The 19173-nt window shown below is 70.8% G+C and carries 16 protein-coding genes and 1 pseudogene; 4 read left to right on the top strand and 13 right to left on the bottom strand.

What is annotated here, in order from left to right:
* Positions 1–113: 113 nt before the first annotated feature.
* Positions 114–434, top strand: a pseudogene (locus ACSRUE_RS45780) (multicopper oxidase domain-containing protein); the annotation flags it as partial.
* A gap of 776 nt (positions 435–1210) precedes the next feature.
* On the opposite strand, the gene ACSRUE_RS45785 reads toward ACSRUE_RS45780, so the two are convergent.
* Positions 1211–2044, bottom strand: coding sequence for a helix-turn-helix transcriptional regulator (locus ACSRUE_RS45785; protein ID WP_441289063.1), 834 nt, complete (start codon positions 2042–2044; stop codon positions 1211–1213).
* Positions 2045–2172: 128 nt separating this feature from the next.
* On the opposite strand from ACSRUE_RS45785, the gene ACSRUE_RS45790 reads away from it, so the two are divergent.
* Both ACSRUE_RS45790 and ACSRUE_RS45795 read left to right on the top strand, forming a co-directional pair.
* Positions 2173–2901, top strand: coding sequence for an SDR family oxidoreductase (locus ACSRUE_RS45790; protein ID WP_441289064.1), 729 nt, complete (start codon positions 2173–2175; stop codon positions 2899–2901).
* A 32-nt stretch (positions 2902–2933) separates the two neighbouring features.
* The gene (locus ACSRUE_RS45795) at positions 2934–3614 is read left to right on the top strand and encodes a dienelactone hydrolase family protein (RefSeq protein ID WP_441289065.1); all 681 of its coding nucleotides are present in this window, start codon (positions 2934–2936) and stop codon (positions 3612–3614) included.
* Between the two features lie 79 nt (positions 3615–3693).
* Here ACSRUE_RS45795 and ACSRUE_RS45800 read toward each other — a convergent pair whose 3' ends face one another.
* Positions 3694–3903 (bottom strand): hypothetical protein, encoded by a 210-nt coding sequence (locus ACSRUE_RS45800; RefSeq protein WP_441289066.1) that lies wholly within the window; start codon positions 3901–3903, stop codon positions 3694–3696.
* A 153-nt stretch (positions 3904–4056) separates the two neighbouring features.
* On the opposite strand from ACSRUE_RS45800, the gene ACSRUE_RS45805 reads away from it, so the two are divergent.
* Entirely contained in the window at positions 4057–4461 is a 405-nt protein-coding gene (locus ACSRUE_RS45805) for a hypothetical protein (protein ID WP_441289067.1), read from the top strand.
* A 244-nt stretch (positions 4462–4705) separates the two neighbouring features.
* Here the strand turns inward: ACSRUE_RS45805 and ACSRUE_RS45810 are convergent, their stop codons facing one another.
* From ACSRUE_RS45810 to ACSRUE_RS45860, 11 genes are all read right to left on the bottom strand, one after another.
* Positions 4706–8107 carry a GAF domain-containing protein gene (locus ACSRUE_RS45810; RefSeq protein WP_441289068.1) on the bottom strand — a complete coding sequence of 1134 codons (3402 nt, stop codon included), beginning with the start codon at positions 8105–8107 and terminating at the stop codon, positions 4706–4708.
* Positions 8108–8212: 105 nt separating this feature from the next.
* Entirely contained in the window at positions 8213–9058 is an 846-nt protein-coding gene (locus ACSRUE_RS45815; RefSeq protein ID WP_441289069.1) for a lysophospholipid acyltransferase family protein, read from the bottom strand.
* A gap of 140 nt (positions 9059–9198) precedes the next feature.
* The gene (gene gatB / locus ACSRUE_RS45820; protein WP_441289070.1) at positions 9199–10656 is read right to left on the bottom strand and encodes an Asp-tRNA(Asn)/Glu-tRNA(Gln) amidotransferase subunit GatB; all 1458 of its coding nucleotides are present in this window, start codon (positions 10654–10656) and stop codon (positions 9199–9201) included.
* 51 nt (positions 10657–10707) lie between these two features.
* The gene (locus tag ACSRUE_RS45825; protein ID WP_437761792.1) at positions 10708–11382 is read right to left on the bottom strand and encodes a NuoI/complex I 23 kDa subunit family protein; all 675 of its coding nucleotides are present in this window, start codon (positions 11380–11382) and stop codon (positions 10708–10710) included.
* Positions 11383–11395: 13 nt separating this feature from the next.
* Complete coding sequence (locus ACSRUE_RS45830; protein ID WP_437761793.1) at positions 11396–13162, bottom strand: complex I subunit 1/NuoH family protein; 1767 nt, start codon at positions 13160–13162, stop codon at positions 11396–11398.
* Entirely contained in the window at positions 13159–14841 is a 1683-nt protein-coding gene (locus ACSRUE_RS45835; protein ID WP_437761794.1) for a 2Fe-2S iron-sulfur cluster-binding protein, read from the bottom strand. The genes ACSRUE_RS45830 and ACSRUE_RS45835 overlap by 4 nt, the downstream gene beginning before the upstream one ends.
* Positions 14842–14920: 79 nt before the next feature.
* On the bottom strand, positions 14921–16135 hold the full coding sequence (locus ACSRUE_RS45840) for an NADH-quinone oxidoreductase subunit D (RefSeq protein WP_437744025.1): 1215 nt from the start codon (positions 16133–16135) through the stop codon (positions 14921–14923).
* 3 nt (positions 16136–16138) lie between these two features.
* Positions 16139–16792 (bottom strand): NADH-quinone oxidoreductase subunit C, encoded by a 654-nt coding sequence (locus tag ACSRUE_RS45845; protein WP_437761796.1) that lies wholly within the window; start codon positions 16790–16792, stop codon positions 16139–16141.
* Entirely contained in the window at positions 16789–17334 is a 546-nt protein-coding gene (locus ACSRUE_RS45850) for an NADH-quinone oxidoreductase subunit B (RefSeq protein ID WP_437769906.1), read from the bottom strand. The genes ACSRUE_RS45845 and ACSRUE_RS45850 overlap by 4 nt, the downstream gene beginning before the upstream one ends.
* A 26-nt stretch (positions 17335–17360) precedes the next feature.
* Positions 17361–17717 (bottom strand): NADH-quinone oxidoreductase subunit A, encoded by a 357-nt coding sequence (locus ACSRUE_RS45855; RefSeq protein ID WP_437862831.1) that lies wholly within the window; start codon positions 17715–17717, stop codon positions 17361–17363.
* Between the two features lie 267 nt (positions 17718–17984).
* Positions 17985–19091: a hypothetical protein gene (locus ACSRUE_RS45860; RefSeq protein WP_437943796.1), complete on the bottom strand. Its 1107-nt coding sequence runs from the start codon at positions 19089–19091 to the stop codon at positions 17985–17987.
* Between the last annotated feature and the right edge of the window lie 82 nt (positions 19092–19173).

Below are 19173 nucleotides of genomic sequence, written 5' to 3' on the forward strand. Positions count from 1 at the left end.
CGCTCACGGCCGTCCGCCTGGAACCAGGCGCGCGTTGACGACCCGTGTACCTGGGTGACCGAGCTCCCGGCGATGAGCTCTTCAGGAGGAACGACCATGTCGTGGTGGAACGCTCTGACAAACACATCCCGCCCGGGGAAACGTACGTCTACGAGTTCGTGGTCCGGTACCCGGGGACGTACATGTACCATTCCCATTTCGACGAGATGACCCAGATCGCGCTCGGCGGCGTGGGGATGTTCATCGTGCATCCGAAGAAGCCCCGTGGGCCGCGCGTGGACAGGGACTTCGTGCTCATGACGCACGAGTGGAAGATCAACGCGGGGGCGCGCCGGCCGGACCCGAACGCGATGAGCGACTTCAACGTGCTCACCTTCATGAACCCGACGAGCGAGGCGATGCTCAGCACGCTCACCGTGGGCTTGGGACCGCGTGCCTCCCGCGCTCCGCCGCCTCCCACGCGGCTCGCATGCTGCTTGCAAGTTTTCCTCCTCCCTCCATCGGCGGTCCCATCCGCTTCAGCGCCTCCAGGCGTGCAGCCTCCAGCCTCGACTGGCGCCGCGCCCTTCGGGCCGCCCCGCGGTCGTGCCCGCCGCGCACCGCCCTTGCATACGTATGCGACAAGTTTCCACACCTGACCAGATCCAGGTAACTCGCGACGAGATACCGGGTCGTCAGAATTACCATTTCGGGCCTCCTCGCGGGCTCTCGTTCAGGCTCCGTCGCGATCCCGAACACCACAACAACGGAGGTTCAGATAGGGCAGGAGCAGCTACCCTCGCGCCGTCGGCAGCTCCAACCGCGCGGTCGTCAGGCCGCGCTGGCGGGCAACGCTGCTACACGTGCGGCATCGTGCACAGCGCCAGGCGTTCGGCCGTCGGCGCGCGGTAACCGTGGCCTGCCCCACAGCGCTCTCCGACGAGCCGCCCGCGCACGGGCGACGTCGTGCAGCTCCAATCCCGACGGAGAAAGTGCCGACGGCATCCGCAAGGCGAAGGCAGCCATCTGGCGCGCGCTGCGAGCCGTCGCGCTCGAGCGTGCTGGCTAGAGCTCGTCACGTCGAAGGGTGGCGGGCATGACCGCGACACCTCGGGCTACCTCACAACGCCGCCTTGCTCGCCGCCGCCGAAGGCTACGGCTGCATCCCGCCGGAGATCGACAAGCTGATCCGGCAGGCGTAGGCGAGGCGCGGCGCGTCGAGGAGAAAGAGTCAGCGGGCGGCTCGGGCGTACGCCCCCGGCGTCACCCCGGCGATGCGCTTGAAATGCCGGTGGAGCTGGCTCTGGTCGTAGAGCCCCACGCGCGCAGCGACCTCCGCCTGAGGGACTCCCCGGGCGAGCAGCGCCCCTGCGAGGCCGACGCGCCGGTAGGTCACGTACGCGTGCGGGGGAAGCCCGACCTCCTCGCGGAAGGCACGACAGAGGCGGAACTTGTCGAGTCGCGCGTGGGCGGCGAGCTCGTCGAGCGCGATCGATTCGGTGAACCGCGCATCGAGGAGCTCGCGCGCGCGCGTCACCGCGCGAGCCCACGCGCTGCGCGGACGGGGTGGATCTCGGCGCATGGTGGTGAGCTCGCACAGGGCGGCGAGCGCCTCGGACGACACACCCGCGAGCTCGAGAGGAGTCGCGTCGCCGCGAAGCAGCGAGCGATGCAACGCCGCCAACGGTGCAGCGCGCGAGTCGTGCGCGCTGAGCGCGTTCTCCGTCGGGGGCGACGCGGGAGAGTCCAGCGTCGCGCGCGCCTCGTCGACCATGCGCGCGTCGAAGATCACGACTTGAAACCGCCGCTGGCCTTGGCGGGCGTGCTCTGCGAAGACCTCTCCGGGGACCTTCACGTCGATCGTGCCCGGGCCGCTCGACCAGCGCGCGCCTCGAAGCGACCACTCGGAGCGGCCACTGAAGTGGAGCGCGGTGGCGTAGCGGTCCGTCACGCAGGTGAACAGGGGCCCGTCGCTCCGGAACTGCCCGACGGTGAGGCCGGGGAGCGCAGCCGGGCGTGAGAATGCGATCCGGATCCGCCCGCGCTGCGCCGCCGACAGGTCCACGCCGAGGACGATACCGCGCGGCCCTTCTCGGCGCTAGGGCGTTCTCGGGCGGCTCCCTGCTCCCCAAGCACGCGCGTCGAGCCAAGATCGCCCAATCTCCTCTGGACGCTCGCTCGTAGAAGGAGGGCATGAACGTCCAGCGAACAGCGCTCGTCACGGGCGCGAACAAGGGGATCGGCCTCGAGACCGCCCGCCAGCTCGGCCGCGCGAGCATGACGGTGCTCGTCGGAGCACGCGACGAGGAGCGCGGCGCGCGAGCCGCTGCGGCGCTGCGCCGAGAGGGCATCGACGCGCGCTTCATCGCGCTCGACGTGACGGACGCCGCGAGCGTCGCCGAAGCGCATCGCACGATCGAGCGCGACCTCGGGCGGCTGGATGTCCTCGTGAACAACGCGGGCATCCTCCTCGGCCGCTCCACGCCGAGCGCGACGCGACTCGACGAGGTGCGCCACGTGTTCGAGGTCAACGTCTTCGCTGCCATCGCCGTGACGAATGCGATGCTCCCGCTGCTCCGACGAGCGTCGCCCGCGGCGCGCATCGTCATGGTGTCGAGCGGGCTCGGCGGGCTCGCGAACCACGGCGACCCAGCGTGGGAGTACGCGTCCTTCAACGCCATCGCGTACCCCGCCTCCAAGGCGGCGCTCAACATGGTGACGGTGCAGTATGCGAAGGAGCTCGCCCCGACGGGCATCAAGGTCAACGCCGCGGACCCCGGTTACACCGCGACCGACCTGAATGACCACCGCGGCACGCAGACCGTCGAGGAAGGCGCCCGCGCGTCCGTGAGGCTCGCGCTCCTCGACGACGCCGGCCCGACCGGCGGGTTCTTCGACGCGCGCGGCCCCGTGCCCTGGTGAAGAGAAGTGCGTGACGAAAGGAGCAGGACAACATGACGACGATGGTGACGTTTTCGTTGGGGAACGCGGGGCAGATGAAGGGCGCCCTCTCCGAGCCGCCTGGCTCGGGCAAGGTCGGGGGGCTCGTCGTGGTCCACGAGTGGCACGGCCTCAACGAGGTGATGCGAGCGCACTGCCAGCAGTTCGCGCAGGCGGGCTTCCTCGCGCTCGCCCCCGACCTCTATCACGGCAAGCTCGCCGAGAACGACGAGGAGGCGGCGAAGCTGATCGGCGCCTTCGACTTCCAGAAGGCCGTAGGTGAGCTCGGCCACGCGGTCGGCTACCTGCGCTCGCATCCGCGGTGCAACGGGAGGGTCGCGGTCGCGGGCTTCTGCTTGGGTGGCGCGCTCACCCTCGCTGCGGCACGTTACGTGCGACCGGCCCTGGAGGCGGCGGTCCCGTTCTACGGTCTTCCGCGGATCGCACCGGAGGAGTTCGCCGAGGTGAAGACGCCCATCTGCGGGCACTACGCCAAGGTGGACGACTGGGCGAACCCTTCCGTAGCCGAAGAGATCCAGAAGGCGGCGCGCTCCGGTGGAGGCGCGATGGATCTCTACGTCTACGACGCCGGCCACGCGTTCATGCGCTCGACCGATTCGTCCAAGTTCGAGCCGAAGAGCGCCGCGCTCGCGTGGCAGCGCACGGTCGAGTTCCTCCACACGCACGTTGGCTGACGCGTCAGGGGGCATCTCAGGCCCCTGTGTCGATCGGGGGGTTACGGCGTTGGCGCTCTCGGCGTTGACGCCGGCCGCGCTAGAGATCAGTCTGCGGGTCCGCACCGATCTCGAGCAGCGGCGTGCGCGGCAGGAAGCCCTCTGGCAGCAGCGCCTCGAGCGTGCACGCTACGAAGCAGAGCGCGCCGCTCGGCAGTATAGGAGGGTCGGTGGGAACCAAACACATCAGCGCATCCGCCGTCCCGTTCACAACCTGGGCAAGACGGGATACAACGTTGTCACCCTGCATGGGTGGCGCCGCCGTGGCTTGGTGCAAGCTCGCCGGCTCGAAGGGCAGTGGGCAGTAATCGTCGACAAGGTGGAGCTACGGCGGCTTCGTCGACTCCGTCGTGAACACCCTTTACCGCCGAGCAGGAAGGCCTCGAAAGGAATGTGACAGGAGTTGCATCAGGCGTGGTCGATCACCATCAGGCTTTCCATCGGTCGCACGGAGACGTGGCTCTCCGATCGGACCGGGCACAAGTCGAGCAGCCAGATCCACCACGACAAGCGCGCCGCGCGCAAGGTCGCGGAGCTCGGCCTGGGCGACTTCACCCCCCTGGATGAAGCGATCCCCGAGCTGACCGGCAAGGGCGGCTCGGTAGCGGGCGGCGGCCCAGTGTCCGAGGAAACGGGCTCAGTGAGCAGCGCGATCTCCATCGCGGCCGCGCCGCTCCACCGGGCGCTGACCGGGGGCGACGTTGCCGCCGCTGCAACGGCGGAAGCGGATGCGCCCGAAGGCGGCGCGTTGGGCCACGCCTCGAGAGCACCCGGCCGCCAACGAGCCATAAGCTTTCGAAATTGTTGATCTTTCTCCCGATTCCACGTCGCCGCCGGGGAAGAAGCATAAGGTCCCGGCGGGCTCCACGTCCCAGGCGCGCCTTGTGTGGCGCGCGACGAAACGTCTCAGAAGGCAAGGCCCGAAGTGAGACATGCCGGGCGGTGTTTCATGCGCAAGCTCCCCCGCCCCCGTCTTGGCGGATGGCCAGCGCCCCCCGCGCGCTGCCGCGCACACCCCCACCCCGGCGCGTGCCCCCCGGATCCCCCGTCACTCACTCTTCCCGGGACCAAGGCATGAACCCGGTCGCCAGGCACTTCACCGCCGCCGCCAGCTCGATCGGCTCGATCGGCTTGGGCACGTGCATCTGGTAGCCGGCCGCGAGCGCCCGCACCCGGTCCTCGGTCCGCGCGTACGGCGTCAGCGCCAGCGCCGGCGTGCGCCCCACCTTGCGCGGCAGGAGATCCCGCACCCGCCGGATCAGCGAGTAGCCGTCCTCCCCCGGCATCCCGATGTCGACGACGAGCAGCGCCGGCTCCGACGTCTCCAGCAGCTTCAGCGCCTCGTTGCTCGACGTCGCCGTGCTGACCTCGGCCCCGCAGCGCCGCAGCACCGCCGAGAGCATCGCCAGCGTGTCGGGATCGTCGTCCGCGATGAGCACCCGCACGCCGGTGAGCCGCGGGAACGGGTTGCGCGGGTCCGGCGCGATGCCCGCGTTCGTGAGCGCCGTCGCGGTCGCGCCCGTCGAGAGCGGCAGCTGCACCGTGCACGTCGTCCCGCGCCCCGGGCCGGCGCTCGTCACGCGCACCATGCCGCCGTGCAGCCCGACGATGTGCCGCACGATCGACAACCCCAGCCCGAGCCCCCCGTGCCGGCGCGCGCCGCTGTTGTCCTCCTGCCGGAAGCGCTCGAAGACGTGCGGGAGCGAGTCCGCCGAGATGCCCTCGCCGTCGTCGATCACCTTGACCTCGGCGAAGCGCTCGTCCTGCGAGAGCTGCACCTGCACGAGCCCCCCAGGGCGCGCGAACTTCACCGCGTTCGAGAGCAGGTGCCACACGACCTGCTGGAGCCGCGCAGGGTCGCCCTCGACGAACACCCCCTCCGGATCGAGCCTCGTCTCGATCGCCACGCCCTTGCCCGCGGCCGACGGGAGGATCGACTCGACCGCCGTCTGCACCGGCAACGTCAGCTCCACCGCGAGCCGCTCGATCTTCAGCGTGCCCGTCACGACCTGCGACGCGTCGAGCAGCTCGTCGATCAGCGTCACCTGGTGCTCGGCGTTGCGCTCGACCGCCGACAGCGCCCGCGTCTCCGCGACCCGGTCGAGCGAGCCCGCCTGCATCATCCTCGCCCAGCCGAGGATCGCGTTGAGCGGCGTCCGCAGCTCGTGCGACACCGTCCCGAGGAACTCGTCCTTCAGCCGGTTGGCGTCCTGCACCTCGCGGTACAGGCGCGCGTTGTCGAGCGCGAGCGCGGCCCGGTGCGCCACCTCCTCCGCGAAGGCGACGTCGGACCGCTCGAAGAACCGGCCCGACTCCGACGACACGAGCGAGATCGCGCCGAGGATCCGCCCGCGCGCCCGGAGCGCCACCACGAGGTACGAGAGCGGCGCGAGCGTCCGGTTGGCCGTGGCCTCCTCGCTCGTCATCGCCTCGTGCAGCAGCACGTCCCCGCGGACGTCCGCGTAGAGCTCCGACCGGCCCGTGCGCAGCACGCGCGCCACCGGGCCCGGCTCGCCGTCGACCCGGCTCGGGTGGAAGTACCGGAGCAGCGGCTCCTTCAGCGGGCTCACGTGCGCGGCCGCGACGTGGCGCAGGCCGAGCCCGTCGTCGATGTCGACCAGGCAGAAATCGGCGAGCACCGGCAGGACGAGCCGCGCGAGCGACTGGAGCGTGGCCGTGAAGTCCAGCGACGCGGCCAGCGCCGTGCTGAGCTCGGCCAGGAACGCGAACCGCCGCGCCGCCTCCTCGGCCTCGGCCCGCGCCGCCTGCACCCGGATCAGCCGGGCGCGCTCCTCCTCGGCCCGCTTGCGATCGGTGATGTCGCGGTGGATGCCGACGAGGAACAGCGGGCGACCCTCCTGGTCGTGGACCGCGTACGCGGTGATCTCGATCGGCACCTCGGAGCCGTCGCGCCGCACGCACGGGACCTCGCCGACGAAGGTGCGCGCGTCCTCGATCTGCTGGAGGATCCGCGCCGTGCTCTCCTCGCGGACGTCCTCGCGGTGGAGGAGCGCCATGCTCTTGCCGACGATCTCCTCGGACAGGTAGCCGAAGATCGACTCGGCCTCGCCCATCCAGTACCGGATGTTGCCCTCGACGTCCGTGACGAGGATGGCCTCGGGCATCTGCTTCAGCACCTCGTGCGAGAGGTGCATGGCCTCCTCCGTCTGCAGCGCGGAGAGGCGCGCCCGCTCGAGCGCCTGCGCGCTCTGCTGGACCAGCGCGAGCATGAACGCCCGGTCGTCCTCGGTGAACGACTGCGGCGCAGAGAAGCCGAACCCCACGGCGCCGAGCACGCGCCCCTCGAGGAAGAGCGGGATCGCGGCGTACGCGCGCTCGCCCGTCGCGACGCAGCACGACGCGAAGCCCGGCTCGAACTCGCCGAAGCGCCCCTCCGACTCGAGGAAGATCGGCTGCCGCTCCCGGACCGCGCGCGCGAGCGGCAGCTCCGCGCCGAGGTCGAAGCTCTTGAAGCGCGCGATCTGCGCCTCGAGGTAGCCCGTCGAGCGCACCGTCTCGAGCTCGCCGCCGAGCCCGGCGCGCAGCGCCACCACGCCGGTCATCGCCCCGGCGGCCGCGACGACGTCGCTCGCGAGCACGCGGAGCACCGCGGGCGGCGTGATCGCGTCGGACAGCGCGGCCGTCACCGCGAAGAGCCACGCGGCCCGGTCCGCGCTCCGCTCCGCGGCGTGGCGCGCCTCCTCCGCCTTCCGGTAGAGGTAGGCGTTGTCGAGCGCCAGCGCCACGCGGTGCGCGAGCTCGGCCGCGAGCACGAGATCGTCCGCGGAGTAGATGCGGTTCGACTCCGAGACGCCGAACGACAGCACGCCGAGCTTGCGGCCGCGCGCGATGAGCGGCACCGCCATCGCCGACCGCGTGCCGAGCTGCTCCAGCGCGGCGGCGCGCTCGGCGGCCTCGTCGCTCTTGTCGCGATCGAGCTCGTGCAAGAGCTCGGACTCGCCGCTGTGCAGCACCTTGGCGATGCCGAGGCGCTCCTCGGCGTCGGGCGAGATCGCGCGCAGGAGCCCCTCGCGCTCGGGGTTCACGTGCCTCGCGGCGACGCGGCAGAACCGCCGCCGCGTCGCGCCCGCGTGGCCCGCGCGATCGGACCCCGCCGGGTCGGAGTCCGCGGCGGCGCGCTGGCGCCGGGCCGCGTAGATGCCCGCCACGGGCGCCGGGTCGAACCCCTCCGCCCCGGCCACGAACGCGGGATCGCCGTCCGACGGCGGCGGCGGCGGCACGGAGCCGACCAGGCCCATGGTGTCCGCGGCGCCACGCTCGATGAGATCGACCGTGCACCAGTCCGCCAGGTAGGGCACCGACAGACGCGCGAGCCGATCGAGGATCGTATGAGGATCAAGCGATCCGGTGAGCTGCTCGCTCGCGTCCGCCAGGAACATCAGCTCATTATGGATCGCCCCTCCGCGGGGGGGCTTCAGGACCTGCCATGCCATGGCGGTCTCGCTAGGGTTGCCTTCACGCTCCATGGGGTCGCCGGCGGCCCGCATCGTAGCGAGGGCCGATCGCAGAAGCCAGCGGCGCAGGAGAGAGCGCGGCGCCTAACCGTCGGCGGCGAGCCGCGCGCGGGCGCGGCGGACGAGCGCCTGGACGGCGCGGTGCGATTCGTCGCGCACCTCGCCGACGTCCTGGCCTACCGTGGCGATGGGCGCGCCGACCTCGAGCGCCACCGGGATACGTCGCGCACGGCTCACCCGGGCCATGTGCGTCGTGAACGACTCGTCGGCGTAGGAGGACTCGGCGCCGCCGTACACGAGCCCCACAGGGACGATCTCCGCGCCGACGCGGCATGCCGCGGTGAAGCCGCCCGCGCGGAAGGGCCGCACCTCATCTCCGGCGAACGTGGTCCCCTCGGGGTAAACCATCACACCACGGCCGCCCTTGAGCGCGGAGGACATCGCCTGGACGACCGCAGAGCCGCTGCGCTTGCTGGAACGGTCCACGAAGAGCGTTCCGACGCGGCGCGCCGCCATACCGATGACCGGCCATCCGGCGAGGTCGGCGCGGCTCACGACCGTGGCCTCGAAGAAGGCGAGCGTGATCATGATGTCGAGCGCGGAACGGTGGTTCATCACGAACAGCCGGCCGAGCCCAGCGGCGTCGCGTCCAGGGCAGTACCCGGCGCCCGCCGGATCGGCCGCGCCGGCGGCGCGCCCCGCCGCGAGCTCACCCTGGAGCAGGCCGCCCGCGCGCACGTCGAGCCCGTAGAGCTTCAGGAGCGCGCGCCCATACCGGCGCATCCATGTGTGGAGGACCACTTCGCGGTCGGCCGCGGGCGAGATCGCTGTGTCGACCTCGAGCAGGCCGTACATGCCGAAGGTGAGGCCGACGAAGCCTGCCGTGCGGAGAGGGAAGCGGAGGGCGTCGAGGGGACGAGCGCTGACCATGCGTCGGATGTCCTGCCCGCTCGGGGCGATCGTGGAACCAGGCTTCGGCGAGGCGGAGGCGCCGGGCGCGCCCCGGCTCGCGCGGCGAGGGCGCGTGCCGGTGGCACCCTATTTCACGCTTGCGCTCGGAGAAAGCTCCGTCACCCGCCCGTGGCGGGAGCTCCGTCGAGCAGCCGCTTCAGCACGTCGTTCACGACGGCCGGGTTCGCGCTGCCCCCCGTCTTCTTCATGATCTGGCCGACGAAGAAGCCGAACAGCGCGGTCTTGCCGGCGCGGTACGCCGCCGCCTGCTTCTCGTTCGCGGCGATGACCGACGCGGCGACCGCCTCGATCGCGGCCGCGTCGCTCATCACGGCCATGCCCTTGTCGCGGACGATGTCGCCGGGCGCCCGGTCCGTGCCGGCCATCTCCGTGTAGACCTCCTTGGCCTGCTTGCCGCTGATCGCGCCCTCGTCCACGAGGCGGAGCAGCGCGGCCACCTGGCCGGGGGCGACCGGGAACGCCGCGGAGAGCCCTGTCGTCCGGGTGTCGCGCAGCACCTCGCCCTGGACGAAGTTCGCGACCTTCACGGCGTCGCCGTGGAGGCGCGCGGCCTCCTCGAAGAACGCCGCGATCCGCGGGTGGCCGGTCAGGACCGACGCGGCGTACGGGGTGAGGCCGAGCGACTCGGTGAAGCGGCGCCGCTTGTCGGCCGGCGGCTCCGGGAGCGCGCCGCGCACGCCGGCGAGGAACGCCTCGTCCACGACGAGCGGCGGCAGATCCGGCTCGGGGAAGTAGCGGTAGCCGGACTCGTTCTCCTTGTCGCGGAGGAGGTACGTCTCCTTCTTCTCGGCGTTGTACCCGCGGGTCTGCTGCCGGACGCGGCCGCCCTGCTCGATGAGCGCGATCTGCCGCCGGATCTCGAGGTCGATCGCCTCGGCGACGAAGCGGAACGAGTTGATGTTCTTGAGCTCCGTCCGCGTGCCGAGCTTCGTCTCCCCCACCTTGCGGACCGAGACGTTGGCGTCGCAGCGGAAGCTGCCCTGCTCGAGGTTGCCGTCGTTCACGCCGATGAACATCAGGATCTCGCGCAGCCGCTTCAGGTACTCGGCCGCCTCCGCGCCCGAGCGGAGGTCGGGCTCGCCGACGATCTCGATGAGCGGCGTGCCGGCGCGGTTGAGATCGACGACCGACAGGCCGCCGATGCCGTGGACGTTCTTGCCGGCGTCCTCCTCCATGTGGACGCGCGTGATCCCCGCGCGCGTCTTGCCCGCCTCGGTCTCGATCTCGAGCTGGCCGCGCAGCGCGAGCGGCCGATCGAACTGGCTGATCTGGAAGCCCTTCGGCAGGTCGGGGTAGAAGTAGTTCTTCCTCGCGAAGACGCTGCTCTCCTGGACGGCGCAGCCGAGCGCGAGCGCGGCGCTCACCGCCATCCGGACCGCCTCGCGGTTCAGGACCGGGAGCGCCCCCGGGAGGCCGAGGCAGACCGGGCACGTGTGCGTGTTCGGCGGGTCGCCGAAGCTGGTCGCGCAGCCACAGAACGCCTTGGTCCGGGTGAGGAGCTGCGCGTGGACCTCGAGCCCGATGACCGCCTCGAAGGAGCCGTACGTCGTCGCCATGACCCGGCCTTCTAGCAGAACCTCGGCCGGACGAGAGGCGAGATGCCCGGCTCAGTGATCCGCGTGGTCGCGCGAGAGGCCAGGGTGCGTCGGGTCGCCCGGCTCGTGGCGCTTGTTCGCCGTCAGCCGCGAGCCCGATCGATCGGAGAGGCTCATGAGGAGATCGCGCCGGTAGATGAACTGCTCGCGCGAGTCGTAGGGCACCGCGTGGAGGCCCGTATCCATGCGGATGGCGTCGACGGGGCACGCCTCGACGCAGAAGCCGCAGAAGACGCAGCGGAGCTCGTCGATGACGAAGCTGCTCGGGTACCGCTCGTATCCCTTCCGCCGATCGCCGTCGGGGTACTCGGCCGGCTCGATCGCGATGCACTGCGCCGGGCACGCCGTCGAGCAGCAGAGGCACGCGACGCAGCGGGGCGAGTTGTCCTCGCGCAGCGTGAGCCGGTGGATGCCCCGGAAGCGCTCCGGGTAGGGGCGCTTCTCCTCGGGGTAGCTGATCGTCGTGACGCCCGGCTCGAGCGCGTGGAGCACCGGGTCGGGCTTCTGGCCGAGCACCATCTCCTTCGTGTTCTTGAAGAAGTGCTTCATCGTGATCCCCAGGCCCCTGACCACCTCGGGGATGTAGGCCTGGACGTCGGCGCTCCGGGTCGGGCGCGGAATGGGCTTGCCGGCGATCGGCCTGCCGGCCGGCTTCGTCCACGTGGTGCTGGGGGTAGCTCTCGCCATGTGAGATCCTCCTCTATGCCTGCTGCGGCGACGCCTTGGTGCCCCCCGCCGCCGCCGCGAACCGGGAAGCGGTGGAGTTGACGGTGCGCTGGCGCTCGATCGGCTCGAGGAGGCCGGCGATCAGCGCCACGACCGCCGCGAACCCGCCCAGGGCGACGATCGCGTGGGTGACGTCCGCCGCGACCTGGAGACCGCCGACGAGCCCCGCGGGCGCCGAGTCGACGGCCAGCACGACGATGCCCGTGACCATCATGTTGACGATCGTGAGCGGCAGGAGCTTCGTCCAGCCGAGCCGCATCACCTGGTCGTAACGGAAGCGCGGCAGCGTCCAGCGGAAGAAGACCTGCACCCACGCCATGAGGATCGTCTTGCCGAAGAACGCCAGCACGTAGGTCAGGCTCACGGCGACGTGGGTCATCTTGTACTGGAAGAGCGTCGCGTCGCCGAAGGCGATGTTGATGCCGTCGCGGTCCAGGAACGGCAGGTGATAGCCGCCGAAGAAGAGCGTGACGAGGAGCGCGCTCGACGTGATGAGCTCCACGTACTCGCCCGTCATGAACATGCCGAACTTCATCCCGGAGTACTCGACGAAGTAGCCGGCGACGATCTCGCTCTCGCCCTCGGGCTGATCGAACGGGATGCGCTTCGTCTCGGCCGCGAGGGCCGCGAGGAACAGGATGAACGCGAGCGGCTGGACGAAGATCCCCCACGCGTGCTCGGCCTGCCACTGCACCATGTCGCCGAGCCGGACGCTGCCGTAGATGATGAAGAGCCCGACGACGCTGAGGCCCATCGCGACCTCGTAGCTGACCATCTGGCTCGCGGCGCGCAGGCCGCCGAGCAGCGAGAACTTGTTGTCGCTCGCCCAGCCGGCGAGCGCGGCGCCGATGATGCCGGTGCCCGCCATCGCGAAGATGTAGAGGATGCCGACGTTGAGGTCCGCGACCTGGAGGTTCACGACGTGGCCGCCGCACGTGAACGCCTGGTCGACCGTCCGCTTGAGCAGCGGGAGGTCCCCGAAGCCGAAGACGCCGTCGCCGTTGTCCTCGAAGCACAGCTTGTCGCCGAACGGGATGACCGCGAACGTCACGAGCGCCGGGAACATCGCGAGCAGCGGCGCGAGCGAGTGGAGGAGCCGGTCGGCGTTCTTCGGGATGAAGTCCTCCTTCCAGATCATCTTGATCGCGTCGGCCGCGGCGTGGAGCGTGCCGAGGAGCCGCAGCGGGATCTTGCCCTCGGGCACGCGCAGCGCCGCGTAGGCGCCCGTCACGAGCAGGAGCGCGCCGAGCAGCACGCACGCGATCCGCGCGACGACGGGCGCCGCCGTGAGCGGGACCGCCTGCGTCAGGAAGAAGACCGCGACGTGGGCCATGACGCCCCCGTAGAAGATGCTGCGCGGCTCGACGCGGGCGAGCGCCTCTTCGGCCGGGTTGATCGGGCCGCCGCTGCGGGCCGACGCGCAGAACACGATCAGCCCGAGCCAGGCCACGGCCACCGCGAACTGCGCGGCGGCCACCATCGTCTCGGCCGCGGCCGGCGCGGACGCCGGGCGCGTCGCCGTGAACACGGAGAGGGCCGCGAGCAGCGCCGGCGGGAAGAACACGATGCCCCGCACGACCAGGGACGGCAGGTAGACGACCGCCCGGTTCGGGCCGACGCGGTCCTGCACCATCGCGCCCTGGCGCCGGTCGGCCCAGGTGGCGATCGCCGCCATGTTCAGCAGGAACAGGACGACGATGAGGATCTTGACGATCGCGAGAACGAGCTCGACGCTGGTCATGCCGTGGCCTCCGTCTTCTTCGGCTCAACCCGCGCGCCGTCGGCGACGGCGGGCGCCGGCGCGGCGTTCGCAGAGGGCGCCGCGGCCCCGGCTGGCCCACCAAGCGCCGCGCCGGGCGGCATCGCGCGGCGGAGCTCGGCCAGGGTCTTCCACCCGGTCTCGTACCCGAGCGCGCGCCCGAGCCGGCCGATGAGCTCCCAGGCCGGGCGCGCGTCGCCGTGCGGGAGCAGCGCCCGCTCGCTCCGCTGCGCCAGGCCCTTCCCGTTCACGTACGTCCCCTCGGCCTCGGCCCAGGAGCACGCCGGCAGCGCGACGCGCGCGGCCTTCGCGAGCGGCCCCTCGTGGGCGGCGATCGTCACCACCCCCTTCAGCCGCGAGAACGCCCGCTGCGCCTCGCCCGCGTCGACCTCGAGGTCCGACCCGAGGGCGAGCACGTACGCGTAGTGCCCGGACGCGATCCCCTGGAGCAGCTCCGCGACCGGGCGCGGCGGGGTCGCCGCCGCGATCTGCACGGCGCCGCAGGTGTTCGGGTTCTTGTCCTCGCTGATGAGGATGTCGTCGCCCTGGCCGAGCGGCTTGCCCGACACGAAGAAGTCGGTCGCGCCGAGGTACGTCGTGGCGAGGTGGTAGAGCGCGAAGTTGTCCTCGTTCGAGTGCTGCGCCGACAGGACGATCGCGACCTTCTGCGGGTCGTCGCCGTGGCCGGCGAGCTGCTCCTTGGCCGCGGCGAGCGCGTCGTCGAGGCTCGCGTCGTCGTTGCCGACGAGCGCCGTGAGCAGCCGGCCATCGACCGCGTGCCGGTACGAGAGCATGCCCTCGTCGCACATCCAGTACGTGTTGACCGCCATGTTCTCGCGGGGGCGGTGCCGGTACGGCGTGTTGTTGCGCGGATCGTAGTCGAGGTAGGCGTTGCAGCCCGTCGCGCAGCCCTGGCAGACGGTCCGGGCGCTGCGGAGGAACCAGACGCGCGCCTTGAACCGGAAGTCGCGCGACGTGAGCGCGCCGACCGGGCAGACGTGCTCGGTCATGAGCGTGTAGTTGTGGTCGAGCTCGCGCCCCGGCGAGACCGTGATCTCCCCGAGGTTGCCGCGCTCGCGGACGGAGAGCACCGGATCCCGGGCGAGCTCGTTGCAGACGCGGATGCACCGCGTGCAGACGATGCAGCGCTCGGCGTCGTACACGATGGTCGGGCCGAAGGTGACCGCCTTCGGCTTGTGCACGGGCTCCTGCCGCATCCGCTTGCCCTTGCGCTGGTGCTCCAGCCAGTAGTCCTGGAGGCGGCACTCGCCGGCCTGGTCGCAGATCGGGCAGTCGACCGGGTGGTTCAGCAGCAGGAGCTCCTGCACCGCCGAGCGCGCCTCGGACACGTGGTCGCTGTTGTCGGACAGCACCTCCATGCCGTTCGCGCAGGCCATCTGGCAGGCCGGCTGGAGCTTCGGCTTCGCCGCCGGCACGTAGTCCTGCTTCGCCGCGTCCCAGCGGAGGATGTCGAGGCTCATCGCCGGCCGCCCCGGCGGCGGCATCACCTCGACCAGGCACATCCGGCAGTTGGCGGCGACGCTGAGGCCCGGGTGCCAGCAGTAATGGGGGATGTCGATCCCGGCGCGGTGCGCCGCGCGGATGATCGTGTCACCGCTCTCGAAGGGGATCTCCCTTCCGTCGATCTTGATCGTAGGCATCGTGCTCTCGATTCCCGGCGGGGCCGCGGAGGGCCCTTGCTTTCCTAAGTCGATGACGGGAGCGCTCCTCGCGCCGTCGCTAGTGGTCGCACTCCCCGCCGATCATGTTGAGGGAGCCGAAGGTCGGCACGACGTCGGGGATCATCAGCCCGGTGATGAGCTGGGAGAGCCCCTGCGTCGTGGCGAAGCACGGCGGACGGATGCGCACGCGGTACGGCGTGCCGCTGCCGTCGGACACCAGGTAGAAGCCGAGCTCGCCGTTGCCGGCCTCGGTGTACGAGTAGCACTCGCCCGCGGGCACCTTGATGCCCTCCATGACGATCTTGAAGTGCTGGATGGTCGCCTCGATGGTCGTGTAGACCTCCTCCTTCGGCGGCAGCACGATGCGCGGATCGTCGATGTTGACGGGCCCCTCGTCGGGCATCTGCTCGAGCGCCTGCTCGATGATCCTCCCCGCCTGGCGGATCTCCTCCTGGCGGCACATGAACCGGTCGTAGTTGTCGCCCCGCGTGCCGACCGGCACGTCGAAGTCGAAGCGGTCGTAGACCATGTACGGGTTCGCCCGGCGCACGTCGTAGGGCACGCCGGTCGCCCGAAGCACGATGCCGGTCCAGCCGAGCGCGAGCGCGTCCTCCTGCGAGATCTGCCCGACGCCGTCGAGGCGGTCGAGGAAGATGCGGTTCTTGAGGATGAGCTTCTCGGCGTCGTTCACGAGCGCGAGCACGCGCGCGAGGCCCACGCGGACCATCGCCTTGAAATCGGCCGTGGGCGGCCGCGCCATGCCGCCGACGCGGCCGAAGCTGTGCGTCAGGCGCGCCCCCGTCTCCTCCTCGAAGATCTCCCAGAAGATCTCGCGCGCGCGGCACAGGTAGAGGAACGGCGTGAAGGCGCCGAGCTCCATGGCCATGGCGCCGCTGCAGATCATGTGATCGCAGATGCGCGCCAGCTCGCCGAGGATCACGCGGTAGTACTGGCAGCGCTCGGGCACCGTGACGCCGAGCATCTTCTCGACCGCCAGCGCGAAGCCGACGTTGTTGAGCATCGGCGAGACGTAGTTGAGCCGGTCGACGTACGGGAAGACCTGCGACCACGTGCCGCGCTCGCACATCTTCTCGAAGCCGCGGTGCAGGTAGCCGATCTGCACGTCGGCCTTGTTGATCGTCTCACCGGACAGCTCGAGCACGATGCGCACCGTGCCGTGCATCGCCGGGTGGGACGGCCCCATGTTGAGGAGCATCGGCTCGCTCGGTAGGTCGAGCTCGGCCTCGTCCAGCTCGCGATCCAGGGGTTCCATGGGTCAGCTCCGCTCCTCCAGCGCGCCCGCGCGCTTGCCGTTGCTCACGGCCTCGTCTCCGTCGATCGACGCCCCAGGGCCGTGCAGCGCGAAGTCGTGCGACTGGCGGCCGAAGCTCATGCCCTCGTCGGGGCCGAACGGCGGCAGCTTGCCGGTGTTCGGCACGTCCCGGAACGGGATGAGCGGCTGGATGCGGTTGGCCGGGTAGTCCTTGCGCAGGGGGTGCCCCTCGAACTCCGGGTACATCAGGATGCGCCGGAGATCCGGGTGCCCCTTGAAGACGATGCCGAGCAGGTCGTAGCACTCGCGCTCGAACCAGTTCGCGCCCTTCCACACCGGGACGATCGAGTCGATCTCGGCGCCGTTGCCCTCCTCGTCGCCGACGCGCGCCTTGATCCGGACGCGGTGGTTGCGCTCGAGCGACCGCAGGTGGCAGACCACCTCGAAGCGGGGCACGTCGCCGCGCCAGAGGTAGTCGACCGCGGTCAGGTCGACGAACATGTTCATCAGGGTCCGCGGGTCGTTGCGGAGGAACAGGGCGGCGTCGCGCCACACGGCGGGATCGAGCACCGCCGTGTCGTCGCCGAACTGCGAGTGCGTCTCCAGGACGGCGCCCGGGAACTGCGCCGTGAGGAGCTCTAGGACCTTCTTGCTCATGGCAGGCTCCGCTCCTTGCGCTGGAGGGCGATGAGGTGCTCCGTCGTCTGCGCCGGGTCCTCGCGCGGCTTGACGATCGCCGGCGTGCGATCGCCGCGCGCGATCTTGTCCTGGAGCAGCATGAGGCCGTCGAGCACCGCCTCGGGGCGCGGCGGACAGCCCGGCACGTAGACGTCGCAGGGGATGATCTTGTCGATGCCGGCGAGGGTCGTGTAGTTGTCGTAGAAGCCGCCGCACGAGGCGCACGTGCCGAAGGCGAGCACCCACTTCGGGTCCGCCATCTGCTCGTAGATGCGCTTGAGCGCGGGCGCCTGGCGCTGGCTGATGGTCCCCACCACCCAGAGCAGGTCGGCCTGGCGCGGCGAGAAGCGCGGCACCTCGGCGCCGAACCGCGCCATGTCGAAGCGCGGGCTCGCCATCGCCATGTACTCCATGCCGCAGCAGGCCGTCACGAACGGGTACTGGAACAGCGAGTACTTCTTCGCCCAGTTCAGCAGCGCGTCCACGCGCGTGGTCGCGAAGCCGTGCTCGGAGCCCTCCATCACCCGCGTCGAGGGCCCACCGGCCTTCACTTCTCCCATTCCAGAGCTCCCTTCTTCCACACGTACACGAGCGCCACGACGAGCAGCGCGACGAACGAGCTCATCGTCGCGAGGCCCGTCCACCCGAGCGTGCGGAACTGGACCGACCACGGGTAGATGAGCACCGCCTCGATGTCGAACACGACAAAGAGGATCGCCGTCAGGTAGAACTTCACGCTCGGCTTGACGAACCGCCCGCCCGTCGAGTCGCTGCCGCACTCGTACGGGATCATCTTCTCGGGCGTCGGGTTCTTCGGGCCGAGCAGCGACGTCAGCGTGAACATCGCGAGCGCGATGATCGCGGCGACGAGAAACAGCAGGAACAGGGGGATGTAGGTGGCCATCGAGAGAGCACTCCTACGCGTCGACCCCCTGGAGGGGTCGACCATCTCGCCGAAACGCGCGGCGTCTCGGGGCGAGACCTCGGGGCCCGCGGCCCCGAACCATGCAGTCCAAAAGGTGAGAGCGACGCGGCGATGCTGCCTGAAGCAGCAAAAATCCGAGCGATCCCGGCTTAATCCGCGCCGGATCTAGTCGGCCGCCGCGGGGGTGTCAATGGAGGCGGTCGGTCAACTGGTGGGCAACCGGCCAGCCGCCGGGGGGCCGCGATCCTAGGAGCGGTTCGCGGCCAGGACCAGCCCTCGCCACGCGGTGAGCGCCGTCCCCAGGGTGGCCTCGATCTCCCGGATCTCCTCCACCATGTCGGCGTCCGCCACGCCCACGCTCCGCGCCTCGCGGACGCAGGCGAGGGCGGCGACGAACTTCTTGCGCTGCACGAACGCCCGCGCGAGCAGCGGCCAGATCTGCTTCGGCGGGGCCCCGAGGTTGGCGGCGCGCCGGAGGGGGCCGATGGCCTCGCCCGCCCGGCCGTCGTCGAGCATGGCCTCGCCCAGCCGGCGGAAGATGTCGCCGGCCGCGGCCCCGTCGTGCGCGTACTGGACGGCGAGGCGCATGACCTCCTCGCCCTGGTGCTCCTCGCCGAGCTTGACGCACGCGGTGCCGAGGAGGCCGAGGCCCTTGGCGATCAGGCTGCGGGCGTCCGGGGTGAGCATCTGCCCCTCGGGCGTGCGCAGGAAGATCGCGAGCGGGGCCGGCCAGGTGCCGAGCAGCTGGATCACCTTCGGGAAGTCGCCGCGCTGCGAGGCGACCTCGGCCTCGGCGACCTTCGTGAGGTCGATGGCGGAGCGCGCGCCGGCCGACGCGCGCTCGAGCTCGTCGCGCACGTGCGAGCGGATGCGGGCGCGGAACTCGTTGAGCTCGTGGGTCTCCTCGATGCCGTCGCGCAGGAGGAGGAGGCGCGAGGTCTTCCCCTCGACGGCCAGCTTGCGGAGGCTGTAGCCGTAGAGCGGGGCGAGCAGCAGGTAGCGGACGCCGATGTGGAGCTGGATGCCCTCGAGGTCGGTGTCCCGCTCGGGCGCGGGCGGCGTGGTGTCCTCCGTGAGGAGGGCGCCGACGAGGCGGTGGCGGAAGTCCGCGAGCGTGAGCCGCTGGACGTCGCCGTCGATGTCCTCCTCGCCCGGCGGCGCGATAACGAAGTCGACCAGGGTGTTGTCCGGGTTGCGGCGGTCGACGGTGAGCGCCGTGATGCGGGCGCCCGTAATCATCGAGAAGGCAAAGAACGCCTCGCCCACGATCTCGCAGAGCGCCTGGAAGCTGCCGATGCCGTCGCCTATGCGCTCGAACCAGCCGTCGGTCCGAACGGCATCGAGAGAGAACACGCGTTCCTTTGGCATGGTTCGACCCGGATCACAGGGGCGCGTCCCGGACGACGGGCGCAAGTCCCAAGGGGGCCGAGACTCG

This window comes from Sorangium sp. KYC3313, from assembly GCF_052075895.1.
Taxonomy (GTDB): Bacteria; Myxococcota_A; Polyangia; order Polyangiales; family Polyangiaceae; genus Sorangium; species Sorangium cellulosum_B.